At 36.2% G+C, this 16288-nt stretch carries 19 protein-coding genes, 1 tRNA gene and 1 other RNA gene; 18 read left to right on the top strand and 3 right to left on the bottom strand.

Annotated elements, in window-relative coordinates; translation table 11 throughout:
• Positions 1 to 13: 13 nt before the first annotated feature.
• Genes M9426_RS02980 through M9426_RS02955 form a run of 6 tightly spaced genes read left to right on the top strand, consistent with a single transcriptional unit; the run spans position 14 to position 5173 of the window.
• Positions 14 to 433 (top strand): ATP synthase subunit C, encoded by a 420-nt coding sequence (locus M9426_RS02980; RefSeq protein WP_005953789.1) that lies wholly within the window; start codon positions 14 to 16, stop codon positions 431 to 433.
• A complete protein-coding gene (locus tag M9426_RS02975) occupies positions 433 to 747 on the top strand; it encodes a V-type ATP synthase subunit F (RefSeq protein ID WP_005953787.1) in 315 nt (104 codons plus the stop codon). The genes M9426_RS02980 and M9426_RS02975 overlap by 1 nt, the downstream gene beginning before the upstream one ends.
• Complete coding sequence (locus M9426_RS02970; RefSeq protein WP_005953902.1) at positions 748 to 1389, top strand: hypothetical protein; 642 nt, start codon at positions 748 to 750, stop codon at positions 1387 to 1389.
• Positions 1370 to 3142 (top strand): V-type ATP synthase subunit A, encoded by a 1773-nt coding sequence (locus tag M9426_RS02965; protein ID WP_005953829.1) that lies wholly within the window; start codon positions 1370 to 1372, stop codon positions 3140 to 3142. Before M9426_RS02970 ends, M9426_RS02965 begins: the two co-directional genes overlap by 20 nt.
• Positions 3139 to 4530 carry a V-type ATP synthase subunit B gene (locus M9426_RS02960; RefSeq protein ID WP_005953871.1) on the top strand — a complete coding sequence of 464 codons (1392 nt, stop codon included), beginning with the start codon at positions 3139 to 3141 and terminating at the stop codon, positions 4528 to 4530. The genes M9426_RS02965 and M9426_RS02960 overlap by 4 nt, the downstream gene beginning before the upstream one ends.
• Positions 4520 to 5173, top strand: a complete 654-nt coding sequence (locus M9426_RS02955) for a V-type ATP synthase subunit D (protein ID WP_250342398.1) — start codon at positions 4520 to 4522, stop codon at positions 5171 to 5173. The genes M9426_RS02960 and M9426_RS02955 overlap by 11 nt, the downstream gene beginning before the upstream one ends.
• A gap of 110 nt (positions 5174 to 5283) precedes the next feature.
• On the opposite strand, the gene M9426_RS02950 is transcribed toward M9426_RS02955, so the two are convergent.
• Positions 5284 to 6414: an aspartate-alanine antiporter-like transporter gene (locus M9426_RS02950; protein ID WP_250342397.1), complete on the bottom strand. Its 1131-nt coding sequence runs from the start codon at positions 6412 to 6414 to the stop codon at positions 5284 to 5286.
• 418 nt (positions 6415 to 6832) lie between these two features.
• Between M9426_RS02950 and M9426_RS02945 the strand changes: the two genes are divergently transcribed.
• From M9426_RS02945 to M9426_RS02925, 5 genes are all read left to right on the top strand, one after another.
• Complete coding sequence (locus tag M9426_RS02945) at positions 6833 to 7192, top strand: GntR family transcriptional regulator (protein WP_005953798.1); 360 nt, start codon at positions 6833 to 6835, stop codon at positions 7190 to 7192.
• The gene (locus M9426_RS02940) at positions 7189 to 7875 is read left to right on the top strand and encodes an ABC transporter ATP-binding protein (protein ID WP_005953841.1); all 687 of its coding nucleotides are present in this window, start codon (positions 7189 to 7191) and stop codon (positions 7873 to 7875) included. The genes M9426_RS02945 and M9426_RS02940 overlap by 4 nt, the downstream gene beginning before the upstream one ends.
• The gene (locus tag M9426_RS02935) at positions 7875 to 8639 is read left to right on the top strand and encodes a hypothetical protein (protein ID WP_250342396.1); all 765 of its coding nucleotides are present in this window, start codon (positions 7875 to 7877) and stop codon (positions 8637 to 8639) included. Before M9426_RS02940 ends, M9426_RS02935 begins: the two co-directional genes overlap by 1 nt.
• 162 nt (positions 8640 to 8801) lie before the next feature.
• A complete protein-coding gene (gene ispE, locus M9426_RS02930; protein ID WP_250342395.1) occupies positions 8802 to 9647 on the top strand; it encodes a 4-(cytidine 5'-diphospho)-2-C-methyl-D-erythritol kinase in 846 nt (281 codons plus the stop codon).
• On the top strand, positions 9634 to 10359 hold the full coding sequence (locus M9426_RS02925; protein ID WP_250342394.1) for a hypothetical protein: 726 nt from the start codon (positions 9634 to 9636) through the stop codon (positions 10357 to 10359). The genes ispE and M9426_RS02925 overlap by 14 nt, the downstream gene beginning before the upstream one ends.
• A 32-nt stretch (positions 10360 to 10391) precedes the next feature.
• On the opposite strand, the gene ffs is transcribed toward M9426_RS02925, so the two are convergent.
• Both ffs and M9426_RS02915 read right to left on the bottom strand, forming a co-directional pair.
• Positions 10392 to 10656: signal recognition particle sRNA large type (gene ffs, locus M9426_RS02920), an RNA gene on the bottom strand.
• 3 nt (positions 10657 to 10659) lie between these two features.
• Positions 10660 to 10749, bottom strand: a tRNA-Ser gene (locus M9426_RS02915).
• Between the two features lie 59 nt (positions 10750 to 10808).
• Here M9426_RS02915 and M9426_RS02910 point away from each other — a divergent pair.
• The 7 genes from M9426_RS02910 to M9426_RS02880 are packed head-to-tail and all read left to right on the top strand — an operon-like array spanning position 10809 to position 16249.
• Positions 10809 to 11789: a biotin--[acetyl-CoA-carboxylase] ligase gene (locus tag M9426_RS02910; protein WP_250342393.1), complete on the top strand. Its 981-nt coding sequence runs from the start codon at positions 10809 to 10811 to the stop codon at positions 11787 to 11789.
• Between the two features lie 58 nt (positions 11790 to 11847).
• A complete protein-coding gene (locus M9426_RS02905) occupies positions 11848 to 13200 on the top strand; it encodes an aminotransferase class I/II-fold pyridoxal phosphate-dependent enzyme (RefSeq protein WP_250342392.1) in 1353 nt (450 codons plus the stop codon).
• Positions 13197 to 13805 carry a dTMP kinase gene (tmk, locus tag M9426_RS02900; protein ID WP_148466343.1) on the top strand — a complete coding sequence of 203 codons (609 nt, stop codon included), beginning with the start codon at positions 13197 to 13199 and terminating at the stop codon, positions 13803 to 13805. The genes M9426_RS02905 and tmk overlap by 4 nt, the downstream gene beginning before the upstream one ends.
• Entirely contained in the window at positions 13802 to 14128 is a 327-nt protein-coding gene (locus M9426_RS02895; protein ID WP_005953778.1) for a cyclic-di-AMP receptor, read from the top strand. Before tmk ends, M9426_RS02895 begins: the two co-directional genes overlap by 4 nt.
• Before the next feature lie 8 nt (positions 14129 to 14136).
• A complete protein-coding gene (locus M9426_RS02890; protein WP_040541191.1) occupies positions 14137 to 14421 on the top strand; it encodes a cyclic-di-AMP receptor in 285 nt (94 codons plus the stop codon).
• On the top strand, positions 14421 to 15359 hold the full coding sequence (locus tag M9426_RS02885) for a DNA polymerase III subunit (protein ID WP_148466345.1): 939 nt from the start codon (positions 14421 to 14423) through the stop codon (positions 15357 to 15359). The genes M9426_RS02890 and M9426_RS02885 overlap by 1 nt, the downstream gene beginning before the upstream one ends.
• Positions 15356 to 16249: a PSP1 domain-containing protein gene (locus M9426_RS02880; protein WP_250342391.1), complete on the top strand. Its 894-nt coding sequence runs from the start codon at positions 15356 to 15358 to the stop codon at positions 16247 to 16249. Before M9426_RS02885 ends, M9426_RS02880 begins: the two co-directional genes overlap by 4 nt.
• Positions 16250 to 16288 lie beyond the last annotated feature (39 nt).

The raw sequence follows: 16288 nt of genomic DNA, 5'->3' as shown, positions 1-16288 counted from the left end.
AAGGAGTTTAATTATGGAAAAAATTATTATTTTAGGAGTTTTAACTGTATTTTCAATGGTAGTTTCAGGTTTTTATTTTATATATAAGGGGACAGACAAGAACAGAAAGTTTGCTCGTGCCTTTATGAAATTAAACCTCTTTGTTTTCGCACCAGTTTTCGTATTTGGTCTTATATCTCTAGTTCCACAAATGGCATCAGCTGCAGCTGCTCCAACAGGTGGTAACGGACTTGGATTCTTAGCAGCAGGTCTTTCAACTGGTCTTGCTTCACTAGGTGCTGGTGTTGCCGTTTCTAATGTAGGTTCTGCAGCAATTGGAGCTGTATCAGAAGACCCTAACATTCTTGGTAAATCAATGATTTATCTAGGACTTGCAGAAGGTATCGCTATTTATGGTCTTATCATTTCAATTATGATTCTTGGAAGACTATAATGAGATCAATTCTTTTAACATCAAACGACGATATTATTAACGGCCTTCGCCTAGCTGGCGTAAGGTCTGTTAAATGTAATAACAGATCTGAACTTTTAAAAAATTTTAAATCTTACACCAAAGAAGAGGGTATAGGAATAATTATCTTAACTTATTCTTCCTTTAAGGAAATAAAAGAGGAAGTCCTAGACTTTAAATTATCTGGAGCCCTTCCCCTAGTGGTAACTATCCCAGACCTTGATGGCAAGATGGAAGATGACTTTATTTTAAAATATGTCAGAGAATCTGTTGGTGTGAAAGCTGTAGGTGATTAAATGATTTTACTTGAAAACAAAATTGCCATATTCAACAAAATTGTTTTTCTAAAGCAAAAAGAAGAGTGTGAAAAGAGAATTAAGGAAGAAAAAGAAAAGGCAGCTAAGATTCTTGAAGACAAGATAAAATCTCTTGAAGAAGATGAAAAGGCCTATGTTGATAGAAGAGTTAACCTTGCTAAGAGAAGGGGCTATGAACTTATTGCCTCTGTCGAAGAGCAAAAAAGGGTTCTCTTCCTTGAAGAAGATGAAAAACTTTTAAATGAACTTCTAGAAACTCTTTCAGAAAGACTCTTAGAATTTACAAAGACAGATGAATATGTAGAAAAAGAAGCTGAATGCTTTAGAAATATTTTAGATGAAATAGACGAAAAGGCCATCTACCTTTATGTTAAGGACGATGAGAAAAAAGAACTAGTAGACAAGTTTAAAGAAATTGCAAAGGAAAAGGGAGTTGAACTTAAGTTAGACCAGCTATTTGAATACCACTTAGGTGGCTTCATTGTGTCTGATATCAATCGAACTTACAACATCAACCTTTCTCTAAAGAATAAACTTGATGACATGAAATATGAAATTGGATCAACACTACATGAAAAATTAAAGGAAAGGGGTGAAGTCATTGGAAAGAGCAACAATTAAATCAGTTGACGGACCTGTTGTAATTGGTAAGAACATGGCTGACTACAAGATTAGAGAAATGGTCCTAGTTGGCGAAAAGAAATTAATTGGCGAAGTTATTTCTATTGATGGAGACCTTGGAACAGTTCAAGTTTATGAAGAAACTGAAGGTTTAAAACGTGATGAAGATATTATTTCCACTGGAGCACCACTTTCTGTTAAGCTTGGACCTGGTATGATAAGAGGTATCTTTGACGGTATTGAGAGACCTCTTGAAGTTATAAAAGAAAAACACGGTTCCTTTATGCCAGAAGGTATTGGACTTATTTCCCTTGATGAAGAAAAACTTTGGGATGTAAGCTTTAAGGTTAAACTTCACGACAAGGTCCATGGAGGACAAATATTTGCAGAAGTTCCTGAAACTGATATCATAACTCACAAGGTCATGATTCCACCAGAAGTATCTGGTGAAGTTGTAGAGATCCTTGAAGATGGCAAATACAATATTGAAACAGTTCTTTTAAAAGTTAAGGACGAATTTGGAAAGATTAATGAAGTAAAAATGTATCAAAACTGGCCAGTAAGAATTCCAAGACCAGTTAAGGAAAGACTTCCCATTGACAAGTTACTTGTAACAGGTCAAAGGGTCTTCGACGTATTCTTCCCAATTGCAAAGGGAGGAACTACTGCTGTCCCAGGAGGATTTGGTACTGGTAAGACAATGACTCAACACCAAATTGCAAAGTATTGCGATGCCGATATCATTATCTACATTGGTTGTGGTGAACGTGGTAATGAAATGACAGAGGTTTTGGAAGACTTTCCAAAGCTAATTGACCCTAACACTGGCAAGGCTCTTATGGACAGGACAATCCTTATAGCCAACACATCAAACATGCCAGTAGCTGCTCGTGAAGCATCAATTTATACGGGTGTAACTATGGCAGAATACTTTAGAGACATGGGCTATCACGTTGCACTCATGGGGGACTCCACTTCTCGTTGGGCAGAAGCCCTTCGTGAAATCTCTGGTCGTCTTGAAGAAATGCCAGCTGAAGAAGGTTACCCTGCTTATCTTCCTTCAAGAATTGCAGGCTTTTATGAAAGAGCTGGTTATGTAAATACCCTATCAGGAACTGAAGGGTCAGTAACACTTATTGGTGCAGTTTCACCAGCAGGTGGTGACTTCTCTGAACCAGTTACAGAAAACACTAAGAGGTTCGTAAATGTATTCTTGGCACTTGACAAGGAACTAGCCTACTCAAGACACTATCCAGCTATTAACTGGATGAACTCTTACTCAGGTTACATTCCACTTCTTAAAAATTACTACGACATGAGACTTGATGGTGACTTACCAGATTTAAGAATCAAATACCTTGACCTCCTTCACAAGGAAGCCAAGTTAAATGAAATTGTAATGCTTGTTGGTGAAGATGTTCTTCCTGACGAAGAAAGACTTGTCCTAGAAATTTGTCGTGTTGTTAAGGTTGGATTCCTACAACAAAATGCCTTTAACCCAATTGACACCTTTGTGCCACTTGAAAAGCAATTTGAAATGTTAAAGACTATAGACAACTTATATGAAAAGGGAAAGGAAGCCCTAAAGCTAAGGATTCCTATTTCTGTAATCAAGAACGACAAACTTTATGGAAAAGTAATCAACATGAAGTACGATATAGAAAACGAAAACTTAAAGAAATTTGTAAGCTTGAACAATGAAATTAACGACTTCTATGGAGAGCTTGCCTCAACTTATGGTGATGTAGAATGAAAAAAGAATATTTAACACTTGATAGAATTGAAGGATCCCTACTAGAACTTTCAAATCTTCACAGAGTTAGCTACGGTGAAGTTGTAAAAATTATTTCAAAAGACGGCAAGAGATCTGAAATTGGTCAAGTTATAAAAATAGATGAAGACAGGGCAGTTGTCCAAGTATTTGGCAACAACCTTGGTGTATCAACAAAAAATACAAAGGTAGAATTTTCAGCCCATCCTTTTGAAATACCTCTTTCATCAGACATCTTAGGAAGGGTATTTAATGGTACAGCAGTCCCAATTGACAAGGGCGGTGCCATTTATTCAAAGGATGTTTACAACATAAATGGTAGACCAATTAACCCATCAGCAAGAGAGTACCCAAGAAACTTTATCCAAACAGGTATCTCTTCTATTGATGGACTTATGACCCTAATTAGGGGACAAAAACTTCCAATCTTTTCTGGATCAGGACTTCCTCACAACGAAGTTGCTGCTCAAATTGTAAGACAAGCTAAGATAGCAGATGAGGGTGGAAAGGATAACTTTGCCATTGTCTTTGCAGCAATTGGTGTAAAGCATGACGAAGCTGACTTCTTTAGAGAAAGTTTTAAAAACTCTGGTGTAATCGACAAGGTTGTAATGTATATCAACTATGCCGACGACCCAATCATGGAAAGACTTATTGCACCTAAGTGTGCCCTTACTGCTGCAGAATACCTTGCCTTTGAAAAGAATATGCAAGTTCTTGTAATAATGACAGACATCACTTCTTATGCAGAAGCCCTAAGAGAAGTTTCATCTTCAAGAGAAGAAGTTCCATCAAGAAAGGGCTATCCAGGTCACCTTTATTCTGATTTGGCAGCTCTTTATGAAAGAGCAGGTATGATTAAGGACAGCGAAGGATCTGTGACTCTTATCCCAATACTAACAATGCCTAACGATGATATCACCCACCCAATCCCTGACCTTACAGGTTACATCACCGAAGGTCAAATTGTAGTAAGTCGTGACCTCTTCTCCAAGGGAGTTTATCCACCAATTAATGTTCTTCCATCCCTATCAAGACTTATGAAGGACGGCATTGGTGAAGGTTACACAAGGGAGGACCATCCAGACCTATCTTCACAACTTTTTGCATCCTATTCAAAGGTACAAGAGACTAGAGCCCTTGCTCAAATTATTGGTGAAGATGATATATCTGAGGACGAAAAATTAATTTTAAAATTTGGCGACGAGTTTGAAAAGAGATTTTTAAGTCAAGATCAAAATGAAAACAGAGATATTAAAGAAACCCTAGATTTAGGTTGGGAACTACTAAAGATTCTTCCAGCTCAAATGATTGATAGAATTGATCCTAAGTTAAAAGAAAAATATCTAGGTGATAATAATGGCGATTAAGGTAACTCCTACTAAGGCAAATTTAATTGCATCAAAGAATGCCCTTGTTCTTGCTGAGAAGGGTTACGACCTTCTTGACAAGAAGAGGACAGTCCTTATTAAGGAAATGATGGACTTAAATAAAAATGCCAAGGTCTTGCAAGACGAGATAGAAGAAAAGTTTGAAAAGTCTTACTCTGAACTTGTAATGGCAACTATATCCATGGGGGCATTATCCCTCAAGGACATGGGAGAGTCAGCTCCCCTTGAAAATGACTATGAAATTATTTCTCGTTCGGTCATGGGGCTTGAGCTTCCAAAAATAAAATATGAAAAGCCTAGCGCTAGGGCAGACTATTCCCTCCACCAATCTAACGCAGCCTTTGACAGGGCAAAGATAAATATTGCAGAAATTCTTCCTGTTATCTATGAGCTTGCAGAGATAGAAACTTCTGTCTTTAGGCTTGCCAATGAAATCAAGAAGACTGCTAAGAGGGCCAACGCCCTTGACAAGATTCAAATCCCTAGGTACAAGCATATCATTAGGGAGATTGAAGATATCTTGGCAGAAAAGGAAAGGGAAGACTTCTTTAGACTTAAGAAGGTAAAGAATAAAAAGAATAAAAAGAATAAAAAAAATAAAGATAATAAAGAGAACAAATAAAAAGACCCAAGTTGAAAATAAATTCAGCTTGGGTTTTTTGTATGACTTGAAAAAAGTGGATGCCTCAAGGGCATCCTAATTTTTTGAAAATTTTTATAAATCTCTCACTCTTAACTCATTGGAAAGAAAATATTAATTATCTGTGGCAAGAAAACCATCATCACAGTAGCAGTTGGTTGTGTAGCCGCATAGAAAGATGAAACCTTGTCGTCCCCATTAGTAACTTGGAGTAGGGCTCCAAGAGATGGGGCAGAGGTCATTGATCCTGTAGTAGCACCAAGAGCTGCAAAGAGTGGAAGCTTGAAGACCTTGTAGGAAATAAAAAGTGAAATTAAAGCAGGCACAAGTGTTAGGATAACTCCTGCAAAAAATAATTTTATTCCATACTGACTTACAACTTCTACAAAACCTGTTCCAGCACTTACTCCTGATTCCAACAAGAAGAAGGCAAGACCTAGGTCACGAACAAAGGCAAGTCTGTCGTTAGAAACAACTAAGTTAATCCTGCCAAGTCTTCCATAATGACCAAGGACGAGTCCTGCGATAAGAGAGCCGCCACCAGCACCAAGTGAAATGCTAACATTTCCTATGGGAATTTTTATAGAACCAAGTAGAATTCCTAGTGTGGAAGCTAAGGCTATTGCAAAAAGTCCATTCTTTTCAAAATCAATTAAGTTTCCAAAATCTTTTTTTACAGTATTTGCATTATCTTTTGGAAGAATTAATTTTTTATTTTCTTCTTCCACGTCAACCTTTAATAATCGTGGTATAAGTTGAACAATAAGTACAACTCCAACAACACCAAAGGCATAGGCAATCCCGTAGCCAACGCCAGGCAAGTTTGATGTAGTAAGGCTCTTTACAGTTCCAAGCATTGATGTTGAAGTCATAGCTCCAGTTGCAAGTCCCATGGATAGGGCGAGATCAATGTCAAAGAACTTAGAGACTAGGACAATTAAAACTCCTCCAATGGCAACAGTTATAAATGAAATTGCCAAAAAGGAAAGACCGTTTTTCTTTATATTAGCCATAAAGCTTGGACCAGCCATGAGGCCAATAGGTGCAAGGAAAAGTACAAGGCCTAGGCTTGCTAAAAACTTTGGGACTTCAAATCCAAAGTGACCAAAGAAGAGTGCCACAATTAAAATTGCTGATGCACCAAACTTTAATCCGAAAAAGTTAATATGACCAAGGGCATATCCCAAGACCATGATCAAAAATATAATTAATAATTCCTTCATATAATACCTCCTTATATTCTTCCCTTGATAAGGCTCTGAAAATTCAATGTAAAGTAAGCTAATAGAGATAAAATCTGTTTTAAGAAAATTAAAAAAATATTATCATAAACTATCTAAGGAAGAAGATAAAAAAAGTGATACCCAAGATAAAAATTTTTATTTATTAATTTAATAAAAAGTCTTGCAAAAATAAAAGGGCTTGTATATAATAACTAGTGTATTAAGGAGTTGATACAACAATACAAAAAAACAAATCTCTTGTATTGGTAAAAAACTAATTAAGACAAAAGACAAAAGACAAAAGACAAGAGACAAGAGACAAGAGTTTAAGATTAAAATATTAATAAAATTTTACTTAATATAAAATGGATAGGTCGATTAAAAATTATTAATAAGCCAATCCCAGGAGGAGGTAAACATGGAATTTGATAACAACAGACCCATCTACATCCAGCTCCTAGAAGATTTTAAATTAAAAATTTCAAGTGGAGAGTGGAAGAGTGGAGAAAAAATGGAAACTGTTAGAAATCTTGCCCAAAGTTATGGAGTTAATCCCAACACAGTCCAAAGGGCCTTGCAAGAACTTGAGAGAGAGGGTCTTGCCAAGTCAAATAGGACTAGCGGCAGATTTATAACAGATGACGAAGAGCTAATAGAAGAAATTGCAAAGGGTGCCTTTTATAGGTCCTGCGACGACTTAATTGGAGTTGCAGGAGAACTCAAGATGACAAAGGAAAAATCACTGGAACTTTTAGACAAATATTGGAGGGAAGTATGAGCAAGCTAGAGATAAAAAATTTAAATATGGGCTATAAGAACAAGGTCCTTGACGACCTAAACCTAGAACTCGATAAGGGACAAATTGTTGGCCTAGTTGGACCCAATGGTGCAGGTAAGTCAACCCTACTTAGGATCCTTGCAGGATTAGAAAAAACTTACAAGGGAAGTGTGGTAATTGATGGAGAAGAAATTTCTTATAAGACAGCAGAAATTTTATCTTATCAACCAGACAAGTTTGCTCTTAGCGATAAACTTTCTGTAAAGGAAGTTGTTAGAACTTACAAAAAATTCTTCAAGGACTTTGACGAAGAAAAGTTTTATAGGATTTATGAAGAATTTAAACTTCCACAAGGAGCCAAGGTCAAAGAAATGAGTAAGGGTATGAGAGAAAAAATGCAAATTGCTCTTAGTCTTTCAAGAAAGGCAGAGATCTTCCTCTTAGACGAACCAATTTCTGGAGTTGACCCTTCAGCTAGAAAGGCAATCATCCAAACTATTTTAAATAATTTTGAAGAAGATTCTCTAATTATCGTATCGACTCATTTGATAAATCAAATCGAGCCACTACTTGACAGGGTCCTCTTCCTTTCAGAAGGCAAGATTAGTCTTAACAAGACAGTAGATGAAATAAGAAGTGAAAAAAATATGAGTATAGAAGACTACTTTACGGAGGTATTTTAATGGGAAAATTACTTGGACATCAAATAAGAAATCACTTTAGAAATAATTGGTTTATACCAGTTTTACCAGTTGCTCTAATTCTCTTTGGAGTGCTATTTTCAAATGTTAATAATAAAATTGGTGTCAGTGCAGTTGCAATAGGCATGATGGCGCTAATGTTTGGCTACTTTGCAGCAGCTATAACAGTAATAGTTGGCGACTACAATATGTTCTTTGGCGACAGCGCCCTATTTTATGAATCAACACCAATAAGTCCATCAGCAAAAACTTTTTCAAGATTTTTATATTATCTTATAATGTTTACAATCTATTCACTTTATGTGGCATTAATTTGTTTCCTATTTATGACTGCACCTTCTGTTGATGGTGGAGTAATAAATATATCTTGGGCAGATATAAATGAGCTAATAAATGAAGTTGGAGTAAGAAATATATTAATAGGTGTTGCTTGGGTTCTAATTGCTTTATTTAACAATATAATTAGCATAATCTTTGCAGTTACCCTTGGTGGTGGCAAAAAACTTAGAAGATTTGGACTAGGCGGACCGGTCCTTGTATATATAGGACTAGGAATGATAGAAGGAGCAGTTATCTATGTATTAGATAAATTTGACTTGTTTACAAATATAGAACTCTTCCTAAACAATGGAGATGTGTTCATGAGGGGGATGGGAATAGGAATACTAATCCCAATGATTTTAGAAACAATAGCCTTATTCGCTGGAGTTTATTATATGCATAAGAAGAGGATTTCAGTAAGTTAAAGAAAATGGTTCGTGGGCTTCCCACGGGCCTTTTTTTATTACGATAAAGTTTTTATTTTTTTAAAAACAGAATCTAAAAATTTATTTTTCATTAAGGCATAATTAACTTCTAATTAGATGAAAAAATATTCTCAATGAATTATAATTATTTAGAGGTGTTTTATGATTACGAAGAAAGCCCACGCTAAGTTAAACTTGTCTCTCGACGTAACAGGCAAGAGAGAAAATGGCTACCACGACATCAAAACTTTAATGGTGATGACAGACCTTTATGACGAGATGAAATTTTCTAAGAGCGACAAGCTTGAAATTCTTGGAGACTTTGATTTTGATATGAAGGAAAATTTTATCTACAAGGCCTACCTTGCACTAAGAGACTACGTTGCTAAGGACCTTCCCTTTAAAGTTGAAATAGAAAAAAATATTCCCATGGCAGGGGGACTTGCTGGAGGAACTTCTAACGGAGCTGGGACTTTTTACGCCTTAAATGATTTGTACGATTTAAAAATTCCAAAGAAAGATTTAATAAAACTATCATCAAGTCTTGGGGCAGACTTTACATATATGATGACTGGAGGTACTAAGCTTGCCTCTGGTATAGGAGAAATTTTAGAAGAAGTAAGGCCAATTGAACTTGACAATGTCCTAGTAGTCAATCCTGGCTACGGAGTCTCCACTAAGGAAGTCTACGAAAGTATTAAGATAGAGGAAAAGAGAATAGACTTTGATGAAGTTCTACAAGCTCTCTATGATTTAGACATAAAAAGATTAAATAAATTTTTAGAAAACAAGATGGAAAATGTGGTTTTTGAAAAACACAGGGATCTCTTAGAGATAAAAAACAAGATGAGAGAATTTAATTCTGCCTCCCTCATGAGTGGAAGTGGGGCAACAATTTTTGGAATTTTTGAAAATAAAAATGACTTAGAAGATGCCTACAGGCATTTCAAAAAAACTTATGACAAGACCTTTAAGCTGAAAGTGGGTGAGAAATTTGGCAGTTTTTGATACAGGTCCAGGCATAGTTGGACTTTACGAAGTTCATAGGGACTACTTAAATTATTATGTCGATGATAAATTTGAATACTATGGACTTTATAGACGAGAAGCAGTTAATGAAAGGATAGAATTTTTAGAAAAGTCCTTTAAAAAGGCAAAAAAAATAATAGTCATGGACTTCGATGCCATTGACTACTTTAAAAATTCTACAAGAGCCTTTTATGGAGAGGAAGCCTTAAAGAAAAATTTAAAGGATAAAAAAATTCTCTGCCTTGGATCAAAGTTAACTTGCCAGGAAGAGACTTTAAAAATTTTTACAGATTCACCAGTAGAGTATCGTGATGTTCCACTTTTGATTAATGGTGCCAACGACGGAGTTGCTGATGACATCATGATGATGATTTCTGATGAGTACTTTAAAGACTTTGACTTTTCAAAATACCAGATGATTTTTCTTGCCTCAAGTGGGCTCCACTTGAAGAAAAACTTTTTCATAAATTATTTTGCAAAGAAGGTCTTGGAGATAGAAATTTATTCCAATGTCGATGGAATTTTGGAAGATTATACTTATAAGAAGGAAAATTATATTAGGGATTATTTTTATGTGACAGGCTCTAAGAGTGGCTTTTACTCAAGGGCAGAGAAGTATCTCAGGGAAAGAGGACTTCTTAAAGAGAGAGAATTCTTAAATGTTTCGAGACTTTTTAAAAAAGGGCAATAAAAAAAGTCCCATCACTGGGACTAAATATGTAGCCATGCACCCAAAGTCGAAAGTTAACCTCACACGTTACCCTTACAGTTAGCTCAGATTAGGCGACCCTTGCGGCACACAAAAGATCTTGCTTAGTGCTGCTTCGATCAAGATCTGACACGGTTCACAAGTTTCTGTTGCGCAGGACCCAATCGTCAACACCACTTATAAGGGGCAGACTGCAAAATTAAAATCCTCTAATGGGAATTCAGCCCTGCTGTAGCGAATCGCAGGTACAGGACATCGCTAATTTCCCGCTTAGCATGGCGATGGCGGAGAGAGGGGGATTCGAACCCCCGATACACTTTCGTGTATACTCGCTTTCCAGGCGGGCTCCTTCAACCTCTCGGACATCTCTCCACGGTCTAGAAATTTATTGTACAGTAGAAAATTAATAATGTCAAGAATAAGGTGATAAATTGAAAACTAAGGATATTGTATTAAAAGAATTAGAAAGAAATAGGGCATCCTATATTTCAGGTCAAGAATTAGCAGAAAAACTAAATATTTCAAGGACTGCAATTTGGAAGGCTATTAACAATTTAAAGGAAGAGGGATTTCAAATAGAATCACAGACAAAGCTGGGTTACAAGTTAATAAAAAGTGACGACAAACTTTCTGATGAGGGAATAAGAAAGGGACTTAGAGAAGAATTAAAGGACATTGACATTATTGTATTTGACGAAATAGATTCTACAAACACAGAAGCCAAAAGAAGGCTTTACTCCTCAGATGTCAAGGACTTCACAGTAATAGTTTCCGATATGCAAAAGGGCGGAAGAGGAAGAACAGGTAAGTCCTTTGCATCTCCAAGGAGAAGTGGAGTTTACTTTAGTATAGTTCTTCATCCAAGAGACTTTTTTGACTTTTCCTACTTCGATTTAATTACAGTTAAGGCTGCAGTTTCTGTTGCTCAGGGAATCAAAGAAGCCACAGGCAAGCAAGCGGAAATAAAATGGGTCAATGATCTTTTTATTGATGGCAAAAAAATTTGTGGAATCCTATCAGAACTTGATGCGGACTTTGAATCAAGAAGTGTAAAATCTGTTATTGTTGGAATTGGAATAAATGTAAATGAGCCAAAGGACGATAGCTTTAAGGACTTAAAAAATATTGCTGGCTACATTGGAACTGATGTAATAAGAAATGAAATTCTTTCAGCAATTTTAAATGCCTTTTATGAAAATAATTATAATAAGTCCGACGAAGAAATTATAAAATACTATAAAGACCATTCACTTGTCATTGGCAGGGATTTGACCTTTGAACTCAACGGCAAAAAATATTCTGCTGTGGGCTATGACATCAATGAAAAGGGCAACCTAATTGTGGATACAGGAGAGGAAAAAATCACTCTTTCCAGTGGAGAAGTTTCTATAAAGGGAAACTTTTATAAATAGGTCCTAACTTTTAAAGTCTTTGTAATTATAGTATAATTAAGAGAAGTTAGGAGAAGAGATGAAGAGGCCTTTAAGTAAGAAGATAGATGAAGTAAAAAACAAAATATCCTTTGGTATGCCAGGTCATAAGGGAAAAGATTTTTTTGACTTGGATGTAAAAAGAGACTTAACAGAAATTTATGGAACAGATAACTTGCTCAATCCATCGGGAGTCATTGAAGACCTCCACAGAGAAATTAGCAAGCTCTTTGGCTCAAAGGAATCCTTTATTACTACTAATGGGTCAACAGGAGCCCTTCACATTGCCATGGCAATGGCAACTAGACCAGGGGACAAGGTTTTGATTCAAAGAAACACTCACAAGTCTATCTACAATGGTCTTCTTCTTAACGACTTGGACCCAATTTATCTAAATACAATTTACGACAAAGGCCGTGCCATGTATTTTGGCATTGACTTAGATGAACTTAGGGAAAAAATAGAGGAAAATAATATTGCTGCCTGCGTCTTGGTTTCTCCAAACTATTTTGGTGGAATTTTGAGGCTGAGGGAAATAATTGAAATCTTACATGAGAAAGATATTCCAGTAATTGTTGATGAGGCCCACGGTGCCCACCTCTATTTTTCAGACTTGAAAAAATATTCTGCCCTTGATGCAGGTGCAGACCTTGTAATAAATTCAACCCACAAGATGATTCCATCTCTTACTCAGGCTGCCCTTATCCACAGGGGGACAGATAGGTTTTCTCATGAAGACCTCTTGAAGTATGTAAATATTTATAACACAACTTCGCCATCCTACTTGGTCATGCTTTCAATTGAAGCAGGCCTCGACTATATGGATAGGGAAGGAAGAAGCGAATTAATAAAGAGATGTAAAGATATGGAAGGTCTTAAAGACGCAATAAATTATGACCTAGACCTAAGCCATGAGTCCATTGTTGCCAATGATCCCATGAAGTTTTTATTTAGGATACCTGGCATGACTGGAGAAGAAGTGGTTGAGGACTTTATTATAAATAAGGACATAAGGCTTGAGATGGGTGACCTTTATTATGCCCTTGGAATTATTTCTCCCATTAACACAAGTAGGGAGATAGAAGAGCTTAAGGAAGCAATTTTGTCCTATGAAGATGGGGAGTATAAAAAAATTATCCCACAAGATTTTCCTATCCCAGATAAGAAACTCTTGCCAAGAGAGGCCTTCTTAAGCCATGGAGAGAGAATTTCTTATAAGGATGCAAAAGGCAGGATTTCCAAAGAAATTATTGGAGCCTACCCACCGGGAGTACCCTTGGTGTCCTTTGGGGAAGTCATAAGTGAAGAAATAATTAATAAAATAGATGAATTTTTAGCAGAAGGAATAGAAGTCATTGGACTTTTAGAAGATGAGATTGAGGTAGTTAAATGAGCGCTTTTATAACTTTTGAAGGTCCAGACGGATCTGGTAAATCTACAATTTGCAACCTAGTGTATGACGAACTAATAAAAAATAATATAAAAACTATAAAGACTAGGGAGCCAGGTGGAACTAGGATTTCAGAAAAAATTAGAGACATAATTCTGGATAAGGACTTAAAGGAAATGGACATGAGGACAGAAGCCCTACTTTATTCTGCTTCAAGAGCCCAACATACTTACGAAAAAATTATTCCTGCCCTAGAGGATGGAGTGACTGTCCTATGTGAAAGGTATGTCCTTTCATCCCTTGCCTATCAAGGTCATGCAAGAGGGCAAGACCTTGAAGACATTAGGGCAATAAACGACTTTGCAACTGGTGGCAAAAAGCCAGACATTGTCTTTATATTTAGGACTAATAATTCTACTTTGACAAGGAAGGACCAAGCATGCTACGACAGGTTAGAATGTGAGGGAGATGACTTCCACAAGAAGGTCAGGGACTACTATAACAATTTAGAAAAAGAAGAAAATTATTATTTTATAGATGTAAATCAGACTATAGAAGAAGTCTTCGGCGACTGTATGAAGATTCTTAAAGAAAGGAAGATTTTGTGAAACTTGTAATCGCAATTGTCCAAGATGAGGACAGCGAAAATCTAATAAGAAGTCTCAATGAAAATAATTTTAAGGTTACTAAGATTAGTTCCACTGGTGGATTTCTAAAGGCTGGAAATGTCACTATCCTTTCAGGTATAGAAGATGAAGAGCTTGACAAGTTTATGGTAATCCTAGAAGAGAACTCCAAGACAAGAGAAGTTAAGAGGACTATCCAACCAGTAAATATTCCTGGTCAAGCTATGATCCCAGTGCCAATCACAGTTAAGGTTGGGGGAGCGACAATTTTTGTAACTGATGTAGTGGATTTCAAAAGGTTTTAGGTGATAATATGAAAATGATGATTGCAATAGTGCAAGAAAAATACACTGATGCACTTATAGATAGATTTTTAGATGAAGATATTTATGTAACTAGACTTTCTTCAACTGGTGGATTTTTTAAAGCTGGTAACACAACTCTTCTTTTAGGATGTAAAGAAAGTGAAATTGACCAGATTTATGAAATCTTTAAAGAAGAAACAGAAGCCGAAGATGTTCACATGGAAGAAGGGGACTTCAAGGTTTCTGGAGCTACAATTTTTGTAGTTGATTTGGAAGACTCAAAGAGAATTTAATGTTTTTAGAAAATAAGTCCGTAATAAATAGCCTAGAGGGAGACCTTATCAACAAATCCTATAGTCACGCCTATCTTTTCTCTGGCAGCAAGGGTATAGGTAAATTTTCCCACGCCAAAAATTTTGCCAGATCCATCCTAAAGGAGACACCTGAAGGAATAAGATTTTTTAGTGGGATTGATGACTTTGAAGATGCAGACCTCTTTGTGGTGCAAAAAAAGGACACAATTAAGAAACAAGATATAGAAGAGATAATCGAAAATTCATTTTCAAAACCCTTTTCTGGAAGCCACAAGATTGTTATTATTGATGACTTCGACAGGGTTACAGCTGAGGGACAGAATGCTCTCTTAAAGACTTTGGAAGAGCCCATGGACTACTTAATTTTAATTTTAATTTCAAGCAACATGAGAAATATTCTTCCAACAATTATTTCAAGGTGCAGGATTTTAAAATTTCAAGATCTGACACAAGATAGGCTTGAGGAATTTTTACTTTCAAGGAAGCTTTCTCCTAGGAATGCCAAACTTTTCTCTAGGCTTTCTAATGGAGATGTGAGTCTTGCCATAAAATATTCTGAAGATCCTGAACTCCTATCAAAGAGAGAAGATATAATTAATATGACTGATAGGATTATTAGGAAGACAGAATTTATTTTTGATGAAATGAAGTTTTTTAAAGACAAGAAGGATGACTTCAAGGATATTTTAAATTTCATGATAATTTGGTATCTTGACTTAGTTTATATGAAAAGTGGCAGAGAGGATTTTGTTGTGAACATAGATAAGTTAGACCTCTTGAAGCTACAAGACCTTTCCATTGATAGGGCAATTCATTCTTATGATGCACTTATAAATGCCCTGGGACGTAAGGAAAAAAATGTGAATTTCGATTTAAATATAGAAAAGCTTTTAATAGATTTAGGGGGAGTTAGATGATAGAAATAGCTGGAGTAAGGTTCAAGAGAACTGGAAAAATCTATTACTTCGATCCCATTGATATAGATTTAAAAATTGGAGATTATGTAATTGTTGAAACTGTGAGGGGCCTTGAGTTTGGAGCAGTTGAACTTATAAAAGAAGTAGAAGAGGAAAGCATTAAGGGAGAGCTTAAACCTGTGCTTCGTCTTGCAAGTGAAGAAGATAAAAATATCAATGTGGAAAATAGAAATAAGGCCAAGGAAGCAATAATAATCTGCGATCAAAAGGTGGAAGAACATGGACTTGACATGAAGTTAATATCCTGTGAATATACCTTCGACAGGTCCAAATTATTATTTTATTTCACAGCTGATGGAAGGGTTGACTTTAGGGACCTTGTTAGAGACCTTGCGGCAATCTTTAAGACAAGAATAGAACTTAGACAAATTGGAGTTCGTGATGAGGCTAAATTTGTTGGCGGTCTTGGATGTTGTGGCAGACCAACTTGCTGTTCAACTTTCTTAAGTGAGTTCTCGCCAGTTTCAATTAAGATGGCAAAGGACCAAAATTTAAGTCTTAACCCAACAAAAATTTCTGGAATTTGCGGCAGGCTTATGTGTTGCCTAAAATATGAACAAGATGGCTACGAATGTATTAACAAGAGGATGCCAAGACTTGGAGAAATTGTCAAGACAGAAAGAGGAAAGGGTACAGTTGTCTCAACTTATACAATACAAGAACTTGTAAAGGTTATGTTTGAAGTTGATGATGAGAAGGAAACTGTCTATATGGAACTTTCTGAAGTCAAGAGGACTCGTGAGTTTAACAGGTCCTTTATAGATGGATCAAGATCACTTAATGTTGAAGAGTACGACGAAAGAGAATTAGTAGAATTAGAGAGGGATTAGGGATAGGATAAGGTCTTATCCCCTTTGTTATGAAAATAA

The organism is Peptoniphilus genitalis, from assembly GCF_023614525.1.
In the GTDB taxonomy this organism is placed as follows: Bacteria; Bacillota; Clostridia; order Tissierellales; family Peptoniphilaceae; genus Peptoniphilus_A; species Peptoniphilus_A genitalis.
This window is presented reverse-complemented; position numbering and strand designations above follow the sequence as displayed.

What these genes read in the sequence shown, in the direction of transcription:
- M9426_RS02980 (WP_005953789.1), top strand. Translation starts at nt 14, where the DNA reads ATGGAAAAAATTATTATTTTAGGAGTTTTAACTGTATTTTCAATGGTA.
- M9426_RS02975 (WP_005953787.1), top strand. Translation starts at nt 433, where the DNA reads ATGAGATCAATTCTTTTAACATCAAACGACGATATTATTAACGGCCTT.
- M9426_RS02970 (WP_005953902.1), top strand. Translation starts at nt 748, where the DNA reads ATGATTTTACTTGAAAACAAAATTGCCATATTCAACAAAATTGTTTTT.
- M9426_RS02960 (WP_005953871.1), top strand. Translation starts at nt 3,139, where the DNA reads ATGAAAAAAGAATATTTAACACTTGATAGAATTGAAGGATCCCTACTA.
- M9426_RS02955 (WP_250342398.1), top strand. Translation starts at nt 4,520, where the DNA reads ATGGCGATTAAGGTAACTCCTACTAAGGCAAATTTAATTGCATCAAAG.
- M9426_RS02950 (WP_250342397.1), bottom strand. Translation starts at nt 6,414, where the DNA reads ATGAAGGAATTATTAATTATATTTTTGATCATGGTCTTGGGATATGCC.
- M9426_RS02945 (WP_005953798.1), top strand. Translation starts at nt 6,833, where the DNA reads ATGGAATTTGATAACAACAGACCCATCTACATCCAGCTCCTAGAAGAT.
- M9426_RS02940 (WP_005953841.1), top strand. Translation starts at nt 7,189, where the DNA reads ATGAGCAAGCTAGAGATAAAAAATTTAAATATGGGCTATAAGAACAAG.
- M9426_RS02935 (WP_250342396.1), top strand. Translation starts at nt 7,875, where the DNA reads ATGGGAAAATTACTTGGACATCAAATAAGAAATCACTTTAGAAATAAT.
- ispE (WP_250342395.1), top strand. Translation starts at nt 8,802, where the DNA reads ATGATTACGAAGAAAGCCCACGCTAAGTTAAACTTGTCTCTCGACGTA.
- M9426_RS02905 (WP_250342392.1), top strand. Translation starts at nt 11,848, where the DNA reads ATGAAGAGGCCTTTAAGTAAGAAGATAGATGAAGTAAAAAACAAAATA.
- tmk (WP_148466343.1), top strand. Translation starts at nt 13,197, where the DNA reads ATGAGCGCTTTTATAACTTTTGAAGGTCCAGACGGATCTGGTAAATCT.
- M9426_RS02890 (WP_040541191.1), top strand. Translation starts at nt 14,137, where the DNA reads ATGAAAATGATGATTGCAATAGTGCAAGAAAAATACACTGATGCACTT.
- M9426_RS02885 (WP_148466345.1), top strand. Translation starts at nt 14,421, where the DNA reads ATGTTTTTAGAAAATAAGTCCGTAATAAATAGCCTAGAGGGAGACCTT.
- M9426_RS02880 (WP_250342391.1), top strand. Translation starts at nt 15,356, where the DNA reads ATGATAGAAATAGCTGGAGTAAGGTTCAAGAGAACTGGAAAAATCTAT.